The sequence below is a fragment of the Psychrobacter sp. JCM 18902 genome, assembly GCF_904846615.1.
Taxonomy (GTDB): domain Bacteria; phylum Pseudomonadota; class Gammaproteobacteria; order Pseudomonadales; family Moraxellaceae; genus Psychrobacter.
Genome location: NZ_CAJHBK010000001.1, coordinates 1,275,410 through 1,292,487, shown reverse-complemented (window position 1 = coordinate 1,292,487; position 17,078 = coordinate 1,275,410). Strand labels below are relative to the sequence as shown.

At 43.5% G+C, this 17,078-nt stretch carries 15 protein-coding genes; 8 read left to right on the top strand and 7 right to left on the bottom strand.

The window, feature by feature from the left end:
- Positions 1 to 25: 25 nt before the first annotated feature.
- A complete protein-coding gene (locus JMY05_RS05275; protein ID WP_045447832.1) occupies positions 26 to 616 on the bottom strand; it encodes an acyl-CoA thioesterase in 591 nt (196 codons plus the stop codon).
- Between the two features lie 221 nt (positions 617 to 837).
- On the opposite strand from JMY05_RS05275, the gene xthA reads away from it, so the two are divergent.
- From xthA to JMY05_RS05260, 3 genes are all read left to right on the top strand, one after another.
- Entirely contained in the window at positions 838 to 1,662 is an 825-nt protein-coding gene (gene xthA, locus JMY05_RS05270; protein ID WP_045447834.1) for an exodeoxyribonuclease III, read from the top strand.
- A 127-nt stretch (positions 1,663 to 1,789) separates the two neighbouring features.
- On the top strand, positions 1,790 to 3,013 hold the full coding sequence (argJ, locus tag JMY05_RS05265) for a bifunctional glutamate N-acetyltransferase/amino-acid acetyltransferase ArgJ (protein ID WP_201614382.1): 1,224 nt from the start codon (positions 1,790 to 1,792) through the stop codon (positions 3,011 to 3,013).
- A 433-nt stretch (positions 3,014 to 3,446) separates the two neighbouring features.
- Complete coding sequence (locus tag JMY05_RS05260; protein ID WP_201614380.1) at positions 3,447 to 3,845, top strand: DUF4377 domain-containing protein; 399 nt, start codon at positions 3,447 to 3,449, stop codon at positions 3,843 to 3,845.
- A 190-nt stretch (positions 3,846 to 4,035) separates the two neighbouring features.
- Here JMY05_RS05260 and JMY05_RS05255 read toward each other — a convergent pair whose 3' ends face one another.
- Positions 4,036 to 5,469 carry an L-serine ammonia-lyase gene (locus tag JMY05_RS05255; RefSeq protein ID WP_087815291.1) on the bottom strand — a complete coding sequence of 478 codons (1,434 nt, stop codon included), beginning with the start codon at positions 5,467 to 5,469 and terminating at the stop codon, positions 4,036 to 4,038.
- Positions 5,470 to 6,008: 539 nt separating this feature from the next.
- Between JMY05_RS05255 and JMY05_RS05250 the strand changes: the two genes are divergently transcribed.
- Positions 6,009 to 7,442, top strand: coding sequence for a solute carrier family 23 protein (locus JMY05_RS05250; RefSeq protein ID WP_201614378.1), 1,434 nt, complete (start codon positions 6,009 to 6,011; stop codon positions 7,440 to 7,442).
- A 144-nt stretch (positions 7,443 to 7,586) separates the two neighbouring features.
- On the opposite strand, the gene JMY05_RS05245 is transcribed toward JMY05_RS05250, so the two are convergent.
- Positions 7,587 to 8,519 (bottom strand): DMT family transporter, encoded by a 933-nt coding sequence (locus JMY05_RS05245; RefSeq protein ID WP_045447840.1) that lies wholly within the window; start codon positions 8,517 to 8,519, stop codon positions 7,587 to 7,589.
- Between the two features lie 575 nt (positions 8,520 to 9,094).
- Here JMY05_RS05245 and JMY05_RS05240 point away from each other — a divergent pair.
- The gene (locus JMY05_RS05240) at positions 9,095 to 10,096 is read left to right on the top strand and encodes a WG repeat-containing protein (RefSeq protein ID WP_045448265.1); all 1,002 of its coding nucleotides are present in this window, start codon (positions 9,095 to 9,097) and stop codon (positions 10,094 to 10,096) included.
- 132 nt (positions 10,097 to 10,228) lie between these two features.
- Here JMY05_RS05240 and JMY05_RS05235 read toward each other — a convergent pair whose 3' ends face one another.
- Entirely contained in the window at positions 10,229 to 11,257 is a 1,029-nt protein-coding gene (locus JMY05_RS05235) for an alpha/beta fold hydrolase (protein ID WP_045448268.1), read from the bottom strand.
- A 27-nt stretch (positions 11,258 to 11,284) separates the two neighbouring features.
- Positions 11,285 to 11,449: a rubredoxin gene (locus JMY05_RS05230; protein ID WP_011280463.1), complete on the bottom strand. Its 165-nt coding sequence runs from the start codon at positions 11,447 to 11,449 to the stop codon at positions 11,285 to 11,287.
- A gap of 369 nt (positions 11,450 to 11,818) precedes the next feature.
- Here JMY05_RS05230 and JMY05_RS05225 point away from each other — a divergent pair, with 369 nt between their 5' ends.
- A complete protein-coding gene (locus JMY05_RS05225; protein WP_055124107.1) occupies positions 11,819 to 12,388 on the top strand; it encodes an adenine phosphoribosyltransferase in 570 nt (189 codons plus the stop codon).
- A 98-nt stretch (positions 12,389 to 12,486) separates the two neighbouring features.
- On the opposite strand, the gene JMY05_RS05220 is transcribed toward JMY05_RS05225, so the two are convergent.
- A complete protein-coding gene (locus tag JMY05_RS05220; RefSeq protein WP_045448276.1) occupies positions 12,487 to 12,963 on the bottom strand; it encodes a hypothetical protein in 477 nt (158 codons plus the stop codon).
- Between the two features lie 142 nt (positions 12,964 to 13,105).
- On the bottom strand, positions 13,106 to 14,047 hold the full coding sequence (locus JMY05_RS05215; RefSeq protein WP_045448278.1) for a transaldolase: 942 nt from the start codon (positions 14,045 to 14,047) through the stop codon (positions 13,106 to 13,108).
- 518 nt (positions 14,048 to 14,565) lie between these two features.
- Here JMY05_RS05215 and pheA point away from each other — a divergent pair.
- Both pheA and hisC read left to right on the top strand, forming a co-directional pair.
- A complete protein-coding gene (gene pheA, locus JMY05_RS05210) occupies positions 14,566 to 15,747 on the top strand; it encodes a prephenate dehydratase (RefSeq protein WP_045455471.1) in 1,182 nt (393 codons plus the stop codon).
- Positions 15,748 to 15,910: 163 nt separating this feature from the next.
- Positions 15,911 to 17,053: a histidinol-phosphate transaminase gene (hisC, locus tag JMY05_RS05205; protein ID WP_201614376.1), complete on the top strand. Its 1,143-nt coding sequence runs from the start codon at positions 15,911 to 15,913 to the stop codon at positions 17,051 to 17,053.
- Positions 17,054 to 17,078: the final 25 nt, after the last annotated feature.

Here is a 17,078-nt window from a genome sequence, read left to right as displayed (position 1 = left end):
TATCTAACTACTAATTATCCAGCCACTAAGCATTCAGCTGCTCGTGGATCGCTTGCTCAATGGCATCGCGTAAATGCTTTGGAACACGAATAGGGCGCATGGGCGTGGCACTAGCAACCGCAGTATCTGCCTTACTATTGGATAGCGGTTTGGTTTTGACTTGGTTTTGCACACAAGCAATGACGATTTTGCCACTACTTAATAAGCTGCTAGCATTAGCATTGCTATTAGCATAATCAGAAGAAAGGCTGTCTGGGCTGTGACGATGAATGCTCTGGTAAAAGATAATGCTGGCAGGTTTTAACTCGACTTTATCGATGCGCACACTGATGACTTCATCTAACAAAATAGCTCTTTGGTATTGCAAGTCTGCTTGACTGACGACAAAATGTTGGATTTCTCCATCGTCAGTCTGCAAAAAATACCCATTTAAATTCAGTTCCCCAAACCAATCACGGCGGCAGTTTTCAAAAAACACCAAATGATTGGCATGGTAGACTATACCGCCTGCATCAGTATGGTTAATATAGACATTATAATTTTTGGTAAACAATGGCGTATATTTGCCGTCTACACTTGCCACTGTATTTGTATTTTTGCTGTTATTTTTTATCATAAAGATGCTCGGTCATTGTTTTAATAAATATTGTTCGATGTTCATGATTCGATGGCCAAAATTTGATAGCAGCCATATTAACCACAACTACTCTAGCTTAAGATATCAGGGCGCGCAACAGTTAGGTCGGTCGACGTCTGTTATGATAGTGGATTATGCATTTTCATAGCCCATTTCTTTATATTAGCACCGTATTTTCATCAATTAGTATAGGATAATTTATGACCCGTTTTGTCAGTTTTAATATCAATGGTATTCGCGCTCGTCAACATCAGCTTGAGGCCGTGCGAGAAGTGATCGATCCTGATGTGATGGGTCTACAGGAAACCAAAGTACATGATGAGCAATTCCCCCTAGAAAACATAGAGAGTCTGGGCTATCACGTAGAGTACTTTGGTCAAAAAGCCCATTATGGTGTGGCATTACTATCCAAGGTTGCACCTATATTTGTGCAAAAGGGTTTTCCTGGTGAAGATGTCGAGGCACAGAAGCGTTTTATTCATGCACGATATGAGTTTGAGGGTCGTGAAATTGATGTGCTCAATGGTTATTTTCCACAAGGCGAAAGCCAAGACCATCCGACCAAATTCCCGATGAAGCGGGCTTATTATGCAGATTTAATGGCGTATATCGATACCTTAAAAGCAGAAGGTCGCTCGCTCATAATCATGGGTGATATGAATATTGCCCCAGAAGATACTGATATTGGCATCGGCGACGTCAATGCTAAGCGCTGGTTGAAAAATAGAAAGACCTCATTTTTACCAGAAGAACGTGAGTGGTATGCGGCGCTGATGTCACGCGAGCTGACAGATACCTATCGCTTACATTATCCAGAAAGCACAGAGCTATATAGCTGGTTTGATTATCGCAGTCGTGGGTTCAATGATGAGCCGAAACGTGGCTTGCGTATCGATCATATTTTGTGCAGCTCGGATCTTGTTGAGGCCTGTGTTGATGCTGGGATTAGTTATGAGCTACGGGCGATGGAAAAACCGTCTGATCATGCGCCAATTTGGTCGGCATTTGATTTAAAAAAACGGTAATATTTATATAGGTCGTGTTTGATACTTCACCAGCAGTAGTGTCATGGTTGAAGGCTCAACGCATCTTAGTATTTACCACATCATCTGTTATAAATAATGATAAAAATTTTACAATAAGGATTGAACCATGGCAGTCGGAAATGTTGCAGTACCTGATATTATTTATCCTATCGAAGGAATCAAGCTAAGCGCCACTGCCGCAGGCGTACGCTATAAAGACCGAGATGATTTAGTAGTGATTGAGATCGCTGATACCGCGACCACTGCGGTTGTGACCACAAAAAACACCTTTTGTGCTGCGCCTGTACGGGTGTTGCGTGAGAATTTTGCCAAGATGAGTCCGCGTTATTTGGTCACTAACACAGGTAATGCTAATGCTGGGACGGGTGCTGATGGCAAACGTCGAGCCGTTGATATCTGTGCCGCTCTGGCGAGTAAGGCTGGCGTGGATAGTAATGCAATATTGCCATTCTCAACCGGTGTCATTGGCGAGCCATTAAATAGCGATGCGGTCATCGCGGGCTTAGATAATGCACTTGCCAATCTGGGGGCTGATAATTGGCTTGCCGCGGCGAATGGTATTCGCACCACAGATACGATTCCGAAGCTTGCTAGCCAAAAAATCGACGTGGCGGGTGTCAGCTATCATGTGACAGGTATGTCGAAAGGCTCAGGCATGATACGCCCTAATATGGCAACCATGCTGGGTTATGTGGCAACTGACGCCAATATCGCTGCTGACCTATTACAAGAAATGCTAAGTGCCATCAATGAACAATCTTTTAACCGCATCACTGTCGATGGCGACACTTCAACCAATGATTGTTGTGTGTTGATCGCCACGGGTGCTGCCAGCTCAGATATCATTGATAGTCCAGAACATCCGCATTATCAGGCTATATTTTCGGCTTTGACCGAGGTGTTTGTTCGTCTGGCGCAATTAATCGTACGTGATGGCGAGGGTGCTACCAAGTTTATGACCGTCAACGTCACTGGTGGCAAGACCACGCAAGAGTGCTGCGATGTGGCATATGCGGTCGCGCATTCACCGTTGGTCAAAACCGCGTTCTTCGCTAGCGATGCCAATTGGGGTCGTATCTTAGCGGCGGTTGGTTATGCTGGTATCGAAGACTTGGATACGGAACAAGTGGATGTTTATCTAGATGAAGCCATGATTTGCCAGAATGGTGGTGTCGCCCCTAGTTATACGGAAGCGGCAGGTAAGACCGTCATGAGTCGCCCTGAGATTACCATTCATATCGATCTTGCTCGCGGCGATGCCAGTGACACCGTTTATACTTGTGATTTGTCCTATGACTACGTCAAAATTAATGCGGATTATCGCAGCTAAAAACTAAAGCCAATCATTTTTTTGGTCTATTTATTATCAAGCCAGAGCATGTATTGCTCTGGCTTTTTATTGTGTATATTAAGTATATGTCAATAAGTATGTATCAATTTACCCTGTTATTTCATACGTTCCATTAACATCAGTTGCAAAAGCTGACGTTACTTTACAAAGCAGTTATAGAGCAGAAGACGAGTTGCGCTCTATACTGACCTCAGTAAACAAACAATAGACGACATTATTGAGACGTAATAGGTTTCTTTGGTAAAGCTAAATCAGGTGAATACTCTTGCTTAGCTCAATCTCCACATAGTATTACACCCATCGCAAAAATTGACTGATATTTTCAAATATATATTTACCAGCATGATGTGTCCAAAACAATAATCTCAAACCATCAATAATGTATTTATAATAATTAACTGAGGATTTAATAATGAAAAAATTAGTACTTGCAGCAGTAATGACCGCCTTTGCCCTGTCAGGTTGTTCTACCATGGGTATGGATAACGAACGTACCATGGTTGTCGATGGGCAACCTATGAATGTTAAAGTGGTTAACATTCCAAGTTTTGAGATAGAAGTAGCACCACTGAAAGCCGTCTGTGAGCTGTCAACAGCTGAGGGTACTAAAGTTGAAGCAGAATGCTTACAGTATCGCCAGACTTATCAGAAAAACTACACACCTTTAAACGGCAATATTCAGGGCTTCACTTATGAGCCAAACTATCGTTATATTCTAGATGTTCGCCAAGAAGTCATGATGGATGAAAATACTAACATGACTAAGCCAGTTTGGATTCTAAACGAAGTGGTTTCAAAAACAGCTGAGTAATGAATCATTGAGTATGTCTAGTTAACGAGCATATTTGCTGAAATAAAAAAAGACCTCTAATGAAGAATTAGGGGTCTTTTTTATTTTAGCAACTACTTGGGAATGTGATGTCAGGATAAGCTATATTAAACAATCGTTATGTTAAGGCGTACCCCTATTTAGAGGATAACGATTGAATTGAGGAAATGCTTTAGCACTGACTATATTTTACACTGACGCCATGAGTGGCAGTAGGGATGCGATTGTCTGCATAAACGGCAAGACCGCCTCGTGAGGTTTCTTTGTATTTATCTAGCATATCCGCACCAGTGACTTTCATGGTTTCAATCACTTTATCTAAAGAGACAAAGTGCTGTCCATTACCACGGCAAGCAAGTCGCGCCGCATTGACAGCTTTGACAGCGCCCATGGCATTGCGCTCGATACAAGGCACTTGCACTAGACCGCCTACAGGGTCGCATGTCAGACCTAAGTTATGCTCAATACCAATCTCAGCCGCATTAAGGCATTTAGCTGGATCACCGCCTAAGATTTCTGCCAATGCAGAAGCTGCCATGGCACAAGCAGAACCAACTTCACCTTGGCAACCAACTTCAGCGCCAGAGATGGAGGCATTTTGTTTGATTAAGCTGCCAATAGCAGTCGCATTTAACAAAAACTTGCGTGCACCATCTTGGCTATAGCTTGATAAAAAGTCGCGATAGTAATGCATGACCGCAGGAATAATACCTGCTGCACCGTTGGTGGGGGCAGTGACGACATTTCCGCCATTGGCATTTTCTTCATTGACCGCCAAGGCATATAAATCAATCCAGTCCATGGCAGCGAGTTTGTCATTTTTGGTAATGGGTTGGTTTTTCTCGGCGCACAATTGTAGATGTAATGCTTGGGCACGGCGCTTTACATCCAAGCCACCAGGCAATATGCCACTGTTTTGACAGCCTCGCGTCACGCAGTCCTGCATTGACTCCCAAATAGAGTCTAAGTAAGCAAAAACTTCTGATTGATTGCGGTAATGACATTCATTCGCCAATACCAATTCACTCACGCTTAAGTGGTGTTGACGACATTGCTCCAGCAATTCTGCGGCGCTATTAAAGGGGTACGGAATGGCGTCAATGGTCGGCGTGGCGTTATCTTCATCCGGATTGGTGGCATCTTCTTCATTGATAACAAAGCCGCCACCTACCGAATAATAGGTTTGTTGATAATGACTGCCGTCGGTCAATAGTGCACGGATAGTCAAGGCATTAGGATGGTAGGGCAAAACGGTTTCGTCATACCAATGAATATCGCGCTCTGTCTCAAAGGCAATAACATGCGTGCCTGCTATATTGAGCTGTTTGTCTGAAAAAATCGGTGACAAATATTGACTGGTCAAACGGGTATCGATCGTACTAGGAGCATGCCCAAGCAGCCCTAACAATATAGCAGTATCGGTTGCATGCCCTTTGCCTGTGGCTGCCAAAGAGCCATAAAGCTCAATTTCAACACCTGTAATAGCCGTCAGCTCTGTTTGCTTGGTTAATGAGCCCAAAAAAAGATTGGCGGCGACCATGGGTCCTACCGTGTGTGAGCTTGATGGGCCAATACCAATTTTAAACAAATCAAAAACACTAATCATAATAACTTACCAAGTTTTTTAAGTGCACTAACATGTTGTATAGCTGCTTTAGGCACTTTCATTGAGAATATAACAGGCAGCTCTCGCTTATAGCACCGACAAAGGTGTAGAGGAAGCACCGCCCATGGAAGTATTAACGCAAAAGAGGAAAAATAGTGATTGAATAATAACTTTTATTTGTTTTGAAACTCCGCTATCATGCTCGGAGCTAATGGATATGTAACATCCTGTAAGTTGATTGTCGCTGCAGAGTACACTGAGTCATAAGCGACCATAACCATTTTTTAGTTAAACATATCCGACCACATACATCTACCAAAACATGGTCATCATACCAAATAATACTTTTGGTTTGCCATATTGCAACATAAATGAATGAGTCAGGGCGACATATTATAAATGAAAAGATGCGGATTTTACTCGTTATCGTAATTTCTAGCCACATATTCTTGCCGATTGATGCTCTGATTTAACTCAATTTTTATTTTTCATTTACTGTTGTCTATTATTTTAGCCCAGTTTACATAGGACAAGCGTGTATGCCATCTCAAAAAGACCCTTCCTCGCCTTTAGAAAACAGCGCTCAAGCACCATCTGCTGAACCTGGATTAGAGGCTGCGGCGATCAGTCCTCCGTACAATCCAGACTTTGAAAATGGACGCTGGTTTCCGATATGGCGTCCTTATCAAGGCGATTTAGATCGTGATCCGGTTGGTATCAATGAATATTTGCCACCGTCAAAAAGCGTGCTATTAGGTGTACAGCATACTTTTGCGATGTTTGGTGCGACTGTGCTTGCGCCGCTGTTAATGGGCTTTGATCCTAACTTAGCCATTTTGATGTCAGGTATCTGTACGGTGATGTTCTTTCTGATCACTGGTGGGCGCATGCCGAGCTATTTGGGCTCAAGTTTTGCTTTCATTGGTCCTGTTATCGCTGTGACAGCCTATGCAGGCGCAGGGTTCAATGGTAACTTGAATGTCGCTTTGGGCGGCATCATGGCTTGCGGTATTATTTATGCGTTAATCGGGCTGCTGGTGATGAAAACGGGTACTGGCTGGATTGAGCGTTTAATGCCGCCTATCGTTACTGGTGCTATCGTGATGATTATCGGTCTCAACTTAGCGCCAGTGACCATTCAAGGGGTGTCTGCAAATCAGTTCGATGCTTGGATGGCTACGTTGACCGTATTACTCATCAGTGGTGTGGCTGTCTTTACACGTGGTATGCTGCGTCGTCTGTTATTACTGGTTGGTTTAATATTATCCTATTTTGCCTATTTTATCATGACCAACGTCATGGGTTTTGGTACGGCGATTGACTTTAGTGGTGTGGCAGCTGCTTCGTGGTTTGGCTTGCCTAGTATCCATACGCCTCGCTTTGAGATGAGTGCTATTATTCTGATTGCGCCTGTGGCCTTTATTTTGGTGGCTGAAAACTTAGGGCATTTTAAGGCTGTCGAAGGTATGACCAAAGCTCGTGTAACGCCTTATATGGGTCGAGCATTTTTTGCTGATGGTTTGGCAACCACCTTTTCAGCAGGATTTGGCGGTACTGGTGTGACGACTTATGCTGAAAACATCGGTGTGATGGCGGTGACTAAGGTATATAGCACAACAATATTTGTCGTGGCAGGTGTGGTAGCTATTTTATTGGGGCTATCACCAAAATTTGGTGCCATCATTCAGACGATACCAGCCGCTTTATTGGGCGGTGCGTCCATTGTGGTGTTCGGTTTGATTGCTATTGCAGGGGTCAAAATTTGGATAGACAGTCGTATCGACTTTAGTAAAAACAGTAACCTAATTATCGCGGCTGTGACTGTTATTATGGGTACCGGTAACTTTAGTTTGCATTTAGGCAGCTTTGATTTGGGCGGTATCGGTACGGCAACTTTGGCAGCGATTGTCTTAAATGCGTTATTTAACCAAGGATCTGAAGCGAAAGCCGCTCATCAATCATTGGCCAAATAATCAGCGTTTATGCTGAGGTTTTATACCTATCAGTTAATGACGGTAATAGCGTATATCATTCCATAAAAAGCGCCCATGCTATAGGTAGCATGGGCGCTTTTTATGGAGTGGCAACAAGTGCACGATAAAAATGCAGAATAAAAGCTACTTGTAGTCTCGCTTATAAAATTTTGAGAAAAACCGATAACGTCGTAGGGCGCGCGGCTTAGGTTTCAGTGAACCCAAATAGATTGCAAACATGGTCAACAGAGCACCGCTCCACTGTAAGCTATTAATCGGTTTGTCCAGCCAGCTATAATCAATGACCAATGCGGCAATGGGTTCTGATAATAATAATAATCCAGTTAACGCTAAAGACAGCTTAGGAATGGAATAGGCAATTAGTCCCCACGCCAAGCATTGCATCACCGTACCGTAGATGAGCACCCAGCCAATCTCAGACCAAGTGTTTGGCAAAATATGACCCATATCAAACACAAACATGGGAACAATCATCGCCAATACACCACCGATACTAATCAGCTGCATCAGCATAAATATGGGTGTGGGTTCAGTATCATGGGTCTTACGGATAAAGGTCATCGATGCCGCTAGCATTGCCCCTGAGACGATACCAGTGATGAACCCCCAAGTGGCGGCACTGTTATGCGCAAACTCAGGACTGCCTATCATGGCCACACCAAACATGGCTAAAAACAAACTGATGAGCTGCAATATAGATTGGCGTTCGTTAAAATATAAGAACCCAATGGCGGCTAAAAAGAAAATCTGTAGGCTATTCAATAACGTTGAGATACCAGGGCCGACCGCATAAATACTCTCGTGCCAGAGCGCCAGATCTAAGCCTAAAAAGACACCTGATAATAAACCATAAAAAATAGCGCGCCTTGAGCGGGGTAGACGCTGTCCCATGATTTTGGCCAATACAGCGAATACGACACCTGAAATAGCCAAGCGCCAAAATGCCATTGCCCAACCGCCAATATCAACGTGAGCGACAATCAAACTACCCAGACCAAAGATAATACAACCAATGACCAAACCAGTAGAGGCAGAGCGTGAAGAAGCAATCGCCATACAATGTCCTTATATCCGTATTATTATTTTATCTTACTGTATCAACGATGACGCCAATAAATACTGACGCTAATACAAGCCGTATTGTCTAGGTTTTGACGCTAAAATGAAATGGTCAAACCATCATTTATGCTTATTGTTTGATTTATTATTGCTGTATCAGGTTTTATCTCTGTATATGCTAGGGCGTGTCCTCATTTTAAAAATGGGGGTAAAAATGAGATAAATTGCCGTCAAACAAGGAAAGTAGCGCAAATAATATCGAGATATTAATAAGCTAGTTGACGATGTTTGGCAAAATTTAGCCATTTTTAGTCCATTTAGATAATAATCGATTGAATTGAGGACACGCCCTAGGTATAAAATCAATGATGACCTTAAGCTTCTCTCATATAAGAAAATCTCTATAACAATACGAATATATGGTGGAGACATCCTTACAGGAACGATGTTGGCGTGGATATCACTATTTGTTAATCTAGTGGTTTATAATCACTGTAGTGGCACAATAAAACAGGATATTTCTTATTAGTCTTCACATCAAGTACTTCAATATCATTAGCCTAGGTTCATCTATGTTGCGACGTTCATTATCCCTACAACAACGACCATTGATATCTGGTTTTGCTATCGCCATCTTTGCTATTACGTTATTTATGGCGCCAAGCGTACAAGCGGCCAGTTGCAAAATTCCAAAAAGTTATTATAAAAACGTGGCTTGTACGGCAAATAGCGGCTATTTTTTGGCGACAAAAGATTTCGGCGCGCCAGTTGCTCTGATTAATAGTAAGGGCAAAAGCGTCGTTGATTTATCACGTTATCAAAAAGTCGATGCCAGTAAGATATCGGCAGGTTTACTTCCTGTACTGCGCAATGGTCATGTCGGTTATCTTAATATGCAAGGTCGTGAAGTAGTACCTGCGATGTATGATGTGCTTAAAGAAGGACAGGGTTGGGCGCGTCCCGTCTCTAACGGGCGTATCGTGGTAAAGCAGGATGGTAAATATGGGGTCATTACTACTAGTAATAAAACCATCGTGCCATTTTCGTCCGCGATTAGTGACATTGATGATTATCAAAATGGTGTCGCCCGTGTACGTAAAAATCAAGCGATCAGTTGGATTGATGAAAACGGCAAAACGACCAGTGACCCAAATGCTAGTAACAACGAGCAATCCACGACGCCACGAGCACCTGCCAGCGCTAATGGCAATGCATCCTCATCCAACCAGACACTTCCCAATCGCTTTACGATGCTACAACCGCGTCAGCAAGATGGCAAATGGGGATTTATCGATGATAATAATGTGACCATGATTACCTATTCTTTTGACGAGGTGCGTCCCTTTGCCGAAGGCTTGGCTGGCGTGCGCATCGATGAAAACTGGGGCTTTGTTAATCTTGGTGGCGAGTTGGTGATTCCTTTTCGCTTTGCCAATAGCGGTGTGTCGGCTGGTGATTTTTATCAAGGCAAACCCGCCTTTACCTTTACTGGTGGTAAAGCGTGGATTGGCAATCTAAAAAACGGCAATAAAATGTGTATCGATAAAGAGGGCACAGGAGTAGGCTGTGATTAAGCGGCGCGTCCAAATCTAAAGACTTACATGATCTAATGACCTAGGTAAAATACCAGCATAAAAAAGAGCGTAAAACCTATGAGTCAGTAGTAGGGTTTACGCTCTTTTTTATGGATTGGGTGACAACTAAAACTATTCGTCTAATAAATGATTGCTGATTAAATCCACCATATAAGGTTGATAGTATTCAGGAATATCATGCGCCATGCCTTCGATTAAATGAAACTTGGCATTCGGAATGGTCTTGGCAACCACGCGACCTTGTGAGGCGGGCAGTAGTCCATCTGCGCTACCATGCAGTACGATAGTCGGTGCTTTGACTTGCTTGCTAAACCGGCTAATAGAGCCTGATGCCAAGATAGCATTGAGCTGTTGTACAGTGCCGAGCGGATGAAAATTGCGCTGATAACGCAATTTGGCAATTTCACGCACCATACGTACGTTGACATGGCCAGGCGTACCGACTGTCTTCATAAACCACACGCTATGGCGCACGATATCGCGCTCAGAATGACTTTCAGGACGATTGATTAGGGTATATAGCTGCTTAGGTTTTGGTGGTTTTAAAAATGCACGGTTGGTCGTGGTAAACATCAATGCCATACGCTGTACTAAACTTGGATAACGTGCCGCTACGATTTGCGCAATCATGCCGCCCATCGAAGCCCCAATCAGATGGGTTTTGCCCAACTGCAATGCTTTAATCAAACGAACAGTATCTTCTGCCATATCCGTTAAATTATAAGCAACTTGCGTACCTTTATTGGACAACCCGGTTTGCAGGCGCATCATCATTTTTAGCTGACTGATACGTGGTAGTCCATCAATCTGCACTTTAGAAGACAGACCAATATCACGATTATCAAAACGAATGACAAAAAACCCGGCATCAATAAGGCGCTTGATAAAATTATCTGGCCAAAATATCATTTGTGAGCCAAGTCCCATAATCATGAGCAGTGGTGGATTATTAGGATTGCCACCTGCCTCAACACACAGCTCAATGCCATCGCCGATATCAATCATTGATTGATACAGATGCTTGCTAAGGTCAGAGTCTCGCCATTGGTGCGCGCCAAACTTTTGCCACTCAGGAGTAGGGTAGCCACCTAAGGCTTCTTGTAGGGTTGCCGATGGTTTGATGTCATTCGATGTTGTCATGAAGTGTCCTAATTAGAGGGTCGTCTATTACAGCTCAAGCATCTCAAAATCAAGCTTGCCCACACCGCACTCTGGGCAGGTCCAATCATCAGGGATGTCATCCCATTTAGTGCCTGGCGCAATCCCTTCTTCGGGACAGCCGAGTGCTTCATCATATATCCAGCCGCAGACGATACATTCATAACGTTTCATAAATAGTCCTATCGAGCATTATCAGTGTTTATAATCCGTGTTACAGGGTGTTTTTGACGTTCATATTTACAATCACAGCCGTTAGATGAGACTGTAAAAGCGCACATAGTTTAGCATATAACCGTGATTTTCGTCGTTAAGTTTACACTTGTATATTGAGATTGATTGGTTTTTATCAAGGGGTTTAGGTCTTCTGTCTGTCAGTAAGTACCTGTACGCTTATGTGCTCAACTGCGATATTTCTATCAATTATGTTATAATAAGCGCCGCTAAATTCACAGTATTAGCCATCATTTATCGTTGATATATTATTATCTAAATTACATTATCTAAATTACATTATCTAAGTCATATACGCTAAGGGTTACCATGAGCATTAATGCTGCCGCTACATCTAAAAATGTCGAAAATGAGTCGTCTAATAAGCTCAATACGGATCATCCCTTTTGGCAAGTGATTCGCACAGTACCAGACTTCCCGAAAGTCGGTATTGATTTTTATGATATTACGCCGTTACTGCGCAGTCATATTAATGAGGTGATAGATGCATTGCTCGCTGCACTGCCTGAAGGCGTGATGGATGAGGTAGATTGTCTAGGTGCAGTCGAGGCGCGTGGTTTTGTCTTTGCAAGTTTGCTTGCAGGTCGATTGGGCAAAGGGATGATTTTGCTACGTAAACCCGGTAAACTACCACCGCCCGTTGCCAATAAAGCGTATGCTCTAGAATATGGTAAAGACACGCTTGAGATGCAAAACAATCTACCGCCTGAGCGCGTGCTATTGGTCGATGATATTTTAGCCACAGGCGGTACTTTAACCACCGCTTATGAGCTGTGTAAATCGGCAGATCATACCGTGGTGGGGGCGTTAGTATTGCTAGATTTGGTTGATTTGCATGGCGAATTTCCAGTGCCTGTGTATACGGTTTTAAAGGCTTAAAACTGGCAACGCTTAGTGAATAGCGTGGAATGAAGCAATCAAAAAAGCGCGCTGAATGAATTTAGCGCGCTTTTTTGATTGCCTGTATTTGCTTTGTCTTAACGTACGTTACTTGTCTTGCTGGTAAGGTAAGTTTTACACGCCTGTTCTATTAGCATGCGACTGATCGTTTTTGGCTTGGTTATCTTAAAATCTTTGGTGGTTAATATGGGTTTTTCTGATTGCCAAGATTCTAATACCTTATTATTGGCATCATAGTTAACGTAAGCGCGTCTATAGTAACTGGCGTCTTTACAAGAGATGAGCAATTGCTGATCGCTATGATGAATCACTTTTTCTTTACCTTCCTTATCTACTTTTGTTTCATCTTTTTGTGCAGGGTACGTTCTACGAATAGATACGGTGATGTTTTCGACATTTTTTTCGTCTATGATATTGATGTCGGAGCTTTCAATAGAGTCCAAGTCTAAGCTAAAAATTGATCCAGTAGGACTTTCTGATATTTTTGACCAGTTCACTGCATGCGTGCTGACTGCTAGAACACCACCCACTAATAACACTGATAGCCGTTTCATAATCAAGCCTTGCTTCTTGTTGTGAGAAGTGAGCCATGATAGCCAACTTACTATTAGCAGGCAAATTTCTTTTATGACCTGCGACTGAGGTTTGTAAAGTGCTGATCATATCCATCACCGTTTATATCGCTCAACGCTCATATCAATGACGCATCGCTGCTAACATCTGAGCAAGCTCATCACGAGCACCAATAAAGCCATCGATACCTTTTGGTAATAAATCTTGTGTAACCGTGTCTTGCTGATAGGCGCTACTATATTCCTCTCGCGTTAGACTCACGCGTTTCATGTCGGCTACATCTAATGACATGCTAGGTGACAGTTGCTGTATCACCTCAGTATCCATCGCTGCCAGCGCGTCGATAAGGTCAGGCGCGATGGTCAATAGATCACACCCTGCTAGCGCCAATATCTGTTCAGTCGAGCGGAAGCTTGCGCCCATCACTTGCGTATTATAGTTATGCTGCTTGTAGTATTGATAAATGCGCTTCACAGACTGAACGCCCATATCATCAGAAGCGGGCACGTTTTGACGATTTTGTTGGCGTTTTTGCCAGTCTAAAATACGACCAACGAAAGGCGATATCAATGTCACACCTGCATCGGCACAGGCAATTGCTTGATGCTGTCCAAATAACAACGTTAAATTGCAGTGAATATTTTGGGTTTCAAGATAGCGTGCTGCCTCAATACCTTGCCATGTCGCGGCCATCTTAATTAATACGCGATCTGAGTTAACCCCTGCTTTTTGGTAAGCTTCCATAAATGCTAAGGCTTTATCAATCGTCGCTTGAGTGTCATAAGACAAACGAGCATCCACTTCGGTAGAGACGCGGCCTTGGATAAGCTCTAAAATATCACAGCCAACCTGAATGGTCAGCGCGTCAATCACTGCATCTATATTGCCATTATGACGACTCATGGTTTCTGACAGCATGCCTTGGTTGTCAGGATGGAGGAGTGCTTTGGTAATGAGGCTTGGATTGGTGGTCGCATCGATAGGTTTTAAGCGCGCAATGGCGGCAAGGTCGCCAGTATCAGCGACAATGGTGGTCATGGTACGAAGCTGTTGTAATGCGCTCATCATATATCCTTTTTGATCAAAAACAGATTGTGTTCAGTTACGTGGTGATTTTCTTGTTTATAGTGCTATTTGCTGTCAGTTTTAGACTGTAACATAGTTTTGAGTGGATGTTCCTTCATAGTTTTGCCGTACATCGCTGCCATATTGCCTCTGTTTGCCAATATTGACGAATTTACGCGCATTTACACATGGGCACTGTCGATAGTTTTTGTTATAGTAGAGCGGGTCAGCGATCTGGCTGCTACATTTGCATGCTGGTGTCTGACTAACATGCGACAACAGTAGACGATAGCGCTCGCAGTACAGGGTGCTTTTGAGAGGCTGCTTGCTATTTAGCGTGATTTCTATCGAATATCATTGCTAGTATGCTTGACACCCCTGACCGTCATTGAGTGCTGATTCAATAATGAGATGATTGGTTGTCGATAATTAGCAATATTTAAAGCCTTCAAAGTTAAAAAAGCAGTACCTAATAGTAAAAAAACTCAGTAATAATTTTAGAAAAAGGATAGGCGGTAATGAGTGAGCAGTCATCAGAGCAAAACATGGATAAGCTAAATCAAGCCATCGCAGGGGCTAACGATACTGCAACTGAAAAAGCATTTTTGGACGATATTCGCCAAAGTATTGATACAGTAGACTGCGAAATCCAGACATTGATTAATAACCGTGCCAAGTTGGCTCAGCAAGTGGCCGCAGTAAAGAAACAACACATTGTCAATAACCCGACTGCCGACAATAGCAATCCTATTTTTTATCGCCCTGAGCGTGAAGCGCAAGTGCTAAAAGCGGTGATGGAACGCAACACAGGTCCGATCGCTGATGACAAAATGGCGCGGTTGTTCCGTGAAATTATGTCGGTCTGCCTTGACTTAGAAGCACCGCAGCGCATTGCTTTCTTGGGACCAGTAGGTACTTTTACTCATGCTGCTGCGCTCAAGCATTTCGGTAAAGCCGCTGATACCGTACCAATGACCACCATCACTGATGTATTCCGTGAAGTTGAAGCAGGCACAGCGATGTATGGTGTGGTGCCAGTCGAAAACTCGTCTGAGGGTGTGGTTAACCATACGTTAGATGGTTTTCTTTCTTCTACCTTAAAGATAATTGGAGAAGTTGAGCTGCCGATTCATCAGAATTTCTTGGTCGCTGAACATACCAAACTTGATGGTTTAAGCCGTATTTACTCGCATCAGCAGTCACTAGCGCAGTGTCGTCATTGGCTCGATGTCAATTATCCCAATGTCGAGCGCGTGGCGGTATCGAGCAACGGCGAAGCTGCCCGCCGCTTGAAAAATGAATGGCATTCAGCGGCAATCGCCGGTGATGTGGCTGCTGCAGAATATGGCTTGCATAAGTTATATTCAAATATCGAAGACAACCCGAGCAATACCACGCGATTCCTTATCATCGGTCACGAAGCGATTGCGCCATCAGGTCAGGATAAAACGTCTATCGTCGTATCAGCACATGACAAAGCGGGCGCATTGATCGAGATTTTGAAGCCTTTGTCTTATCATGGCGTGTCGATGACCAGTATCGAAACCCGTCCTGAGCGTCCGAATAAGTGGGCATACGTGTTTTTCATCGATATGAATGGTCATATTGACGAGCCAAACGTCAGCGCTGCTATCGCTGATATCCGTCCGTTGGTAAAAGATGTGCGTGTTCTAGGTTCTTATCCAAAAGCAGTGCTATAGTCCTTCTACTGTAAAAGAGTCATGGCGTTTACCTCGTGTGAAGTATCACATAATCATCTGCACTCGGTTGCCTTGGTTACCCTTGACTCGCTCTGAAATTGAACCAACGATATAACGCCGAATGGGTCACCTCACTTGCCAAAATCATATCTAAGGATAAATCATGCCGTCATCTCATTCAGTAGAGTCAAATTTATCACCGCTTGTACCTGCCTACGATAGTATTTTAGAGCTGGTGCCTTATCAAACGGGCAAGCCGATTGAAGAGTTGACGCGTGAGTATGGCGTCTCAGATGTGGTAAAACTTGCCAGTAATGAAAACCCAAGAGGCTGCTCACCGCACGTCACGCTAGCGATTACTGAGCAATTGGGTCAGTTAGCACGTTATCCTGATGGCAACGGTTACTATCTAAAACAAGCGCTGGCTGACTTCAATGATGTCAGTGTGGAGCAGATTACTTTGGGTAATGGCTCTGACGATTTGCTTGATATTTTAGCGCGTAGTTTTGCTGGTGCTGACGATGCTATCGTTTACAGTCAATATGCCTTTATCGTTTATCCGATGTTGGCTAAAATACAAGGGGCGACAGGTATAGAAGTGCCTGCACATCGCTTTGGTCATGATTTAAAAGCGATGAGTCAAGCGGTTCAAGACAACCCCAATACTAAAATAGTCTTTATCGCCAATCCTAATAATCCAACTGGCACACAGCTTGAACCTCAAGAGTTACGAGCATTTATGGCTAGTATACCAAGCTCGGTATTGGTGGTATTAGATGAGGCGTATATTGAATATAGCCCTGAGAGTAATAATCGGGCATTGTTAGATGAATTTGATAATGTCGTCATCGTGCGCACTTTTTCCAAAGCTTATGGACTGGCGGGTTTACGTGTCGGTTATGCGCTTAGCTCAGTGGCTGTCGCGGACTTACTCAACCGAATCCGTCAACCATTTAACGTGAGTAGAGTGGCTTTAGCGGCGGCGGCGGCGGCACTTGCTGACTCAGGCTTTATTGAAAAAACTCGTCTGATGAATGATGAGCAAATGCGCTGGTTAGAAAAGCAGTTTGATGCATTAGGATTGGGCTTTATTAAATCGCATGCCAACTTTATTATGGTAGAAATAGCCGTTGAGATGGAAGACATCACCGCTGCTTCTATTCATCAAGCATTGCTAGAGCAGGGTGTTATCGTCCGTCCATTAGAGAGCTATGGCTTACCTCATTGGCTGCGTATCACAGTAGGGGTGGCAGAAGAAAATATGCGCCTGATTGATACACTGCGCTCAATCTTGACTGATAATTGATCAGAAGTATGTTAGGTCGTTTTGG

What these genes read in the sequence shown, in the direction of transcription:
- JMY05_RS05255 (WP_087815291.1), bottom strand. Translation starts at nt 5,469, where the DNA reads ATGATTAGTGTTTTTGATTTGTTTAAAATTGGTATTGGCCCATCAAGC.
- JMY05_RS05230 (WP_011280463.1), bottom strand. Translation starts at nt 11,449, where the DNA reads ATGAAACGTTATGAATGTATCGTCTGCGGCTGGATATATGATGAAGCA.
- JMY05_RS05235 (WP_045448268.1), bottom strand. Translation starts at nt 11,257, where the DNA reads ATGACAACATCGAATGACATCAAACCATCGGCAACCCTACAAGAAGCC.
- JMY05_RS05275 (WP_045447832.1), bottom strand. Translation starts at nt 616, where the DNA reads ATGATAAAAAATAACAGCAAAAATACAAATACAGTGGCAAGTGTAGAC.
- JMY05_RS05240 (WP_045448265.1), top strand. Translation starts at nt 9,095, where the DNA reads ATGTTGCGACGTTCATTATCCCTACAACAACGACCATTGATATCTGGT.
- JMY05_RS05225 (WP_055124107.1), top strand. Translation starts at nt 11,819, where the DNA reads ATGAGCATTAATGCTGCCGCTACATCTAAAAATGTCGAAAATGAGTCG.
- pheA (WP_045455471.1), top strand. Translation starts at nt 14,566, where the DNA reads ATGAGTGAGCAGTCATCAGAGCAAAACATGGATAAGCTAAATCAAGCC.
- xthA (WP_045447834.1), top strand. Translation starts at nt 838, where the DNA reads ATGACCCGTTTTGTCAGTTTTAATATCAATGGTATTCGCGCTCGTCAA.
- JMY05_RS05260 (WP_201614380.1), top strand. Translation starts at nt 3,447, where the DNA reads ATGAAAAAATTAGTACTTGCAGCAGTAATGACCGCCTTTGCCCTGTCA.
- hisC (WP_201614376.1), top strand. Translation starts at nt 15,911, where the DNA reads ATGCCGTCATCTCATTCAGTAGAGTCAAATTTATCACCGCTTGTACCT.
- JMY05_RS05245 (WP_045447840.1), bottom strand. Translation starts at nt 8,519, where the DNA reads ATGGCGATTGCTTCTTCACGCTCTGCCTCTACTGGTTTGGTCATTGGT.
- JMY05_RS05220 (WP_045448276.1), bottom strand. Translation starts at nt 12,963, where the DNA reads ATGAAACGGCTATCAGTGTTATTAGTGGGTGGTGTTCTAGCAGTCAGC.
- argJ (WP_201614382.1), top strand. Translation starts at nt 1,790, where the DNA reads ATGGCAGTCGGAAATGTTGCAGTACCTGATATTATTTATCCTATCGAA.
- JMY05_RS05250 (WP_201614378.1), top strand. Translation starts at nt 6,009, where the DNA reads ATGCCATCTCAAAAAGACCCTTCCTCGCCTTTAGAAAACAGCGCTCAA.
- JMY05_RS05215 (WP_045448278.1), bottom strand. Translation starts at nt 14,047, where the DNA reads ATGAGCGCATTACAACAGCTTCGTACCATGACCACCATTGTCGCTGAT.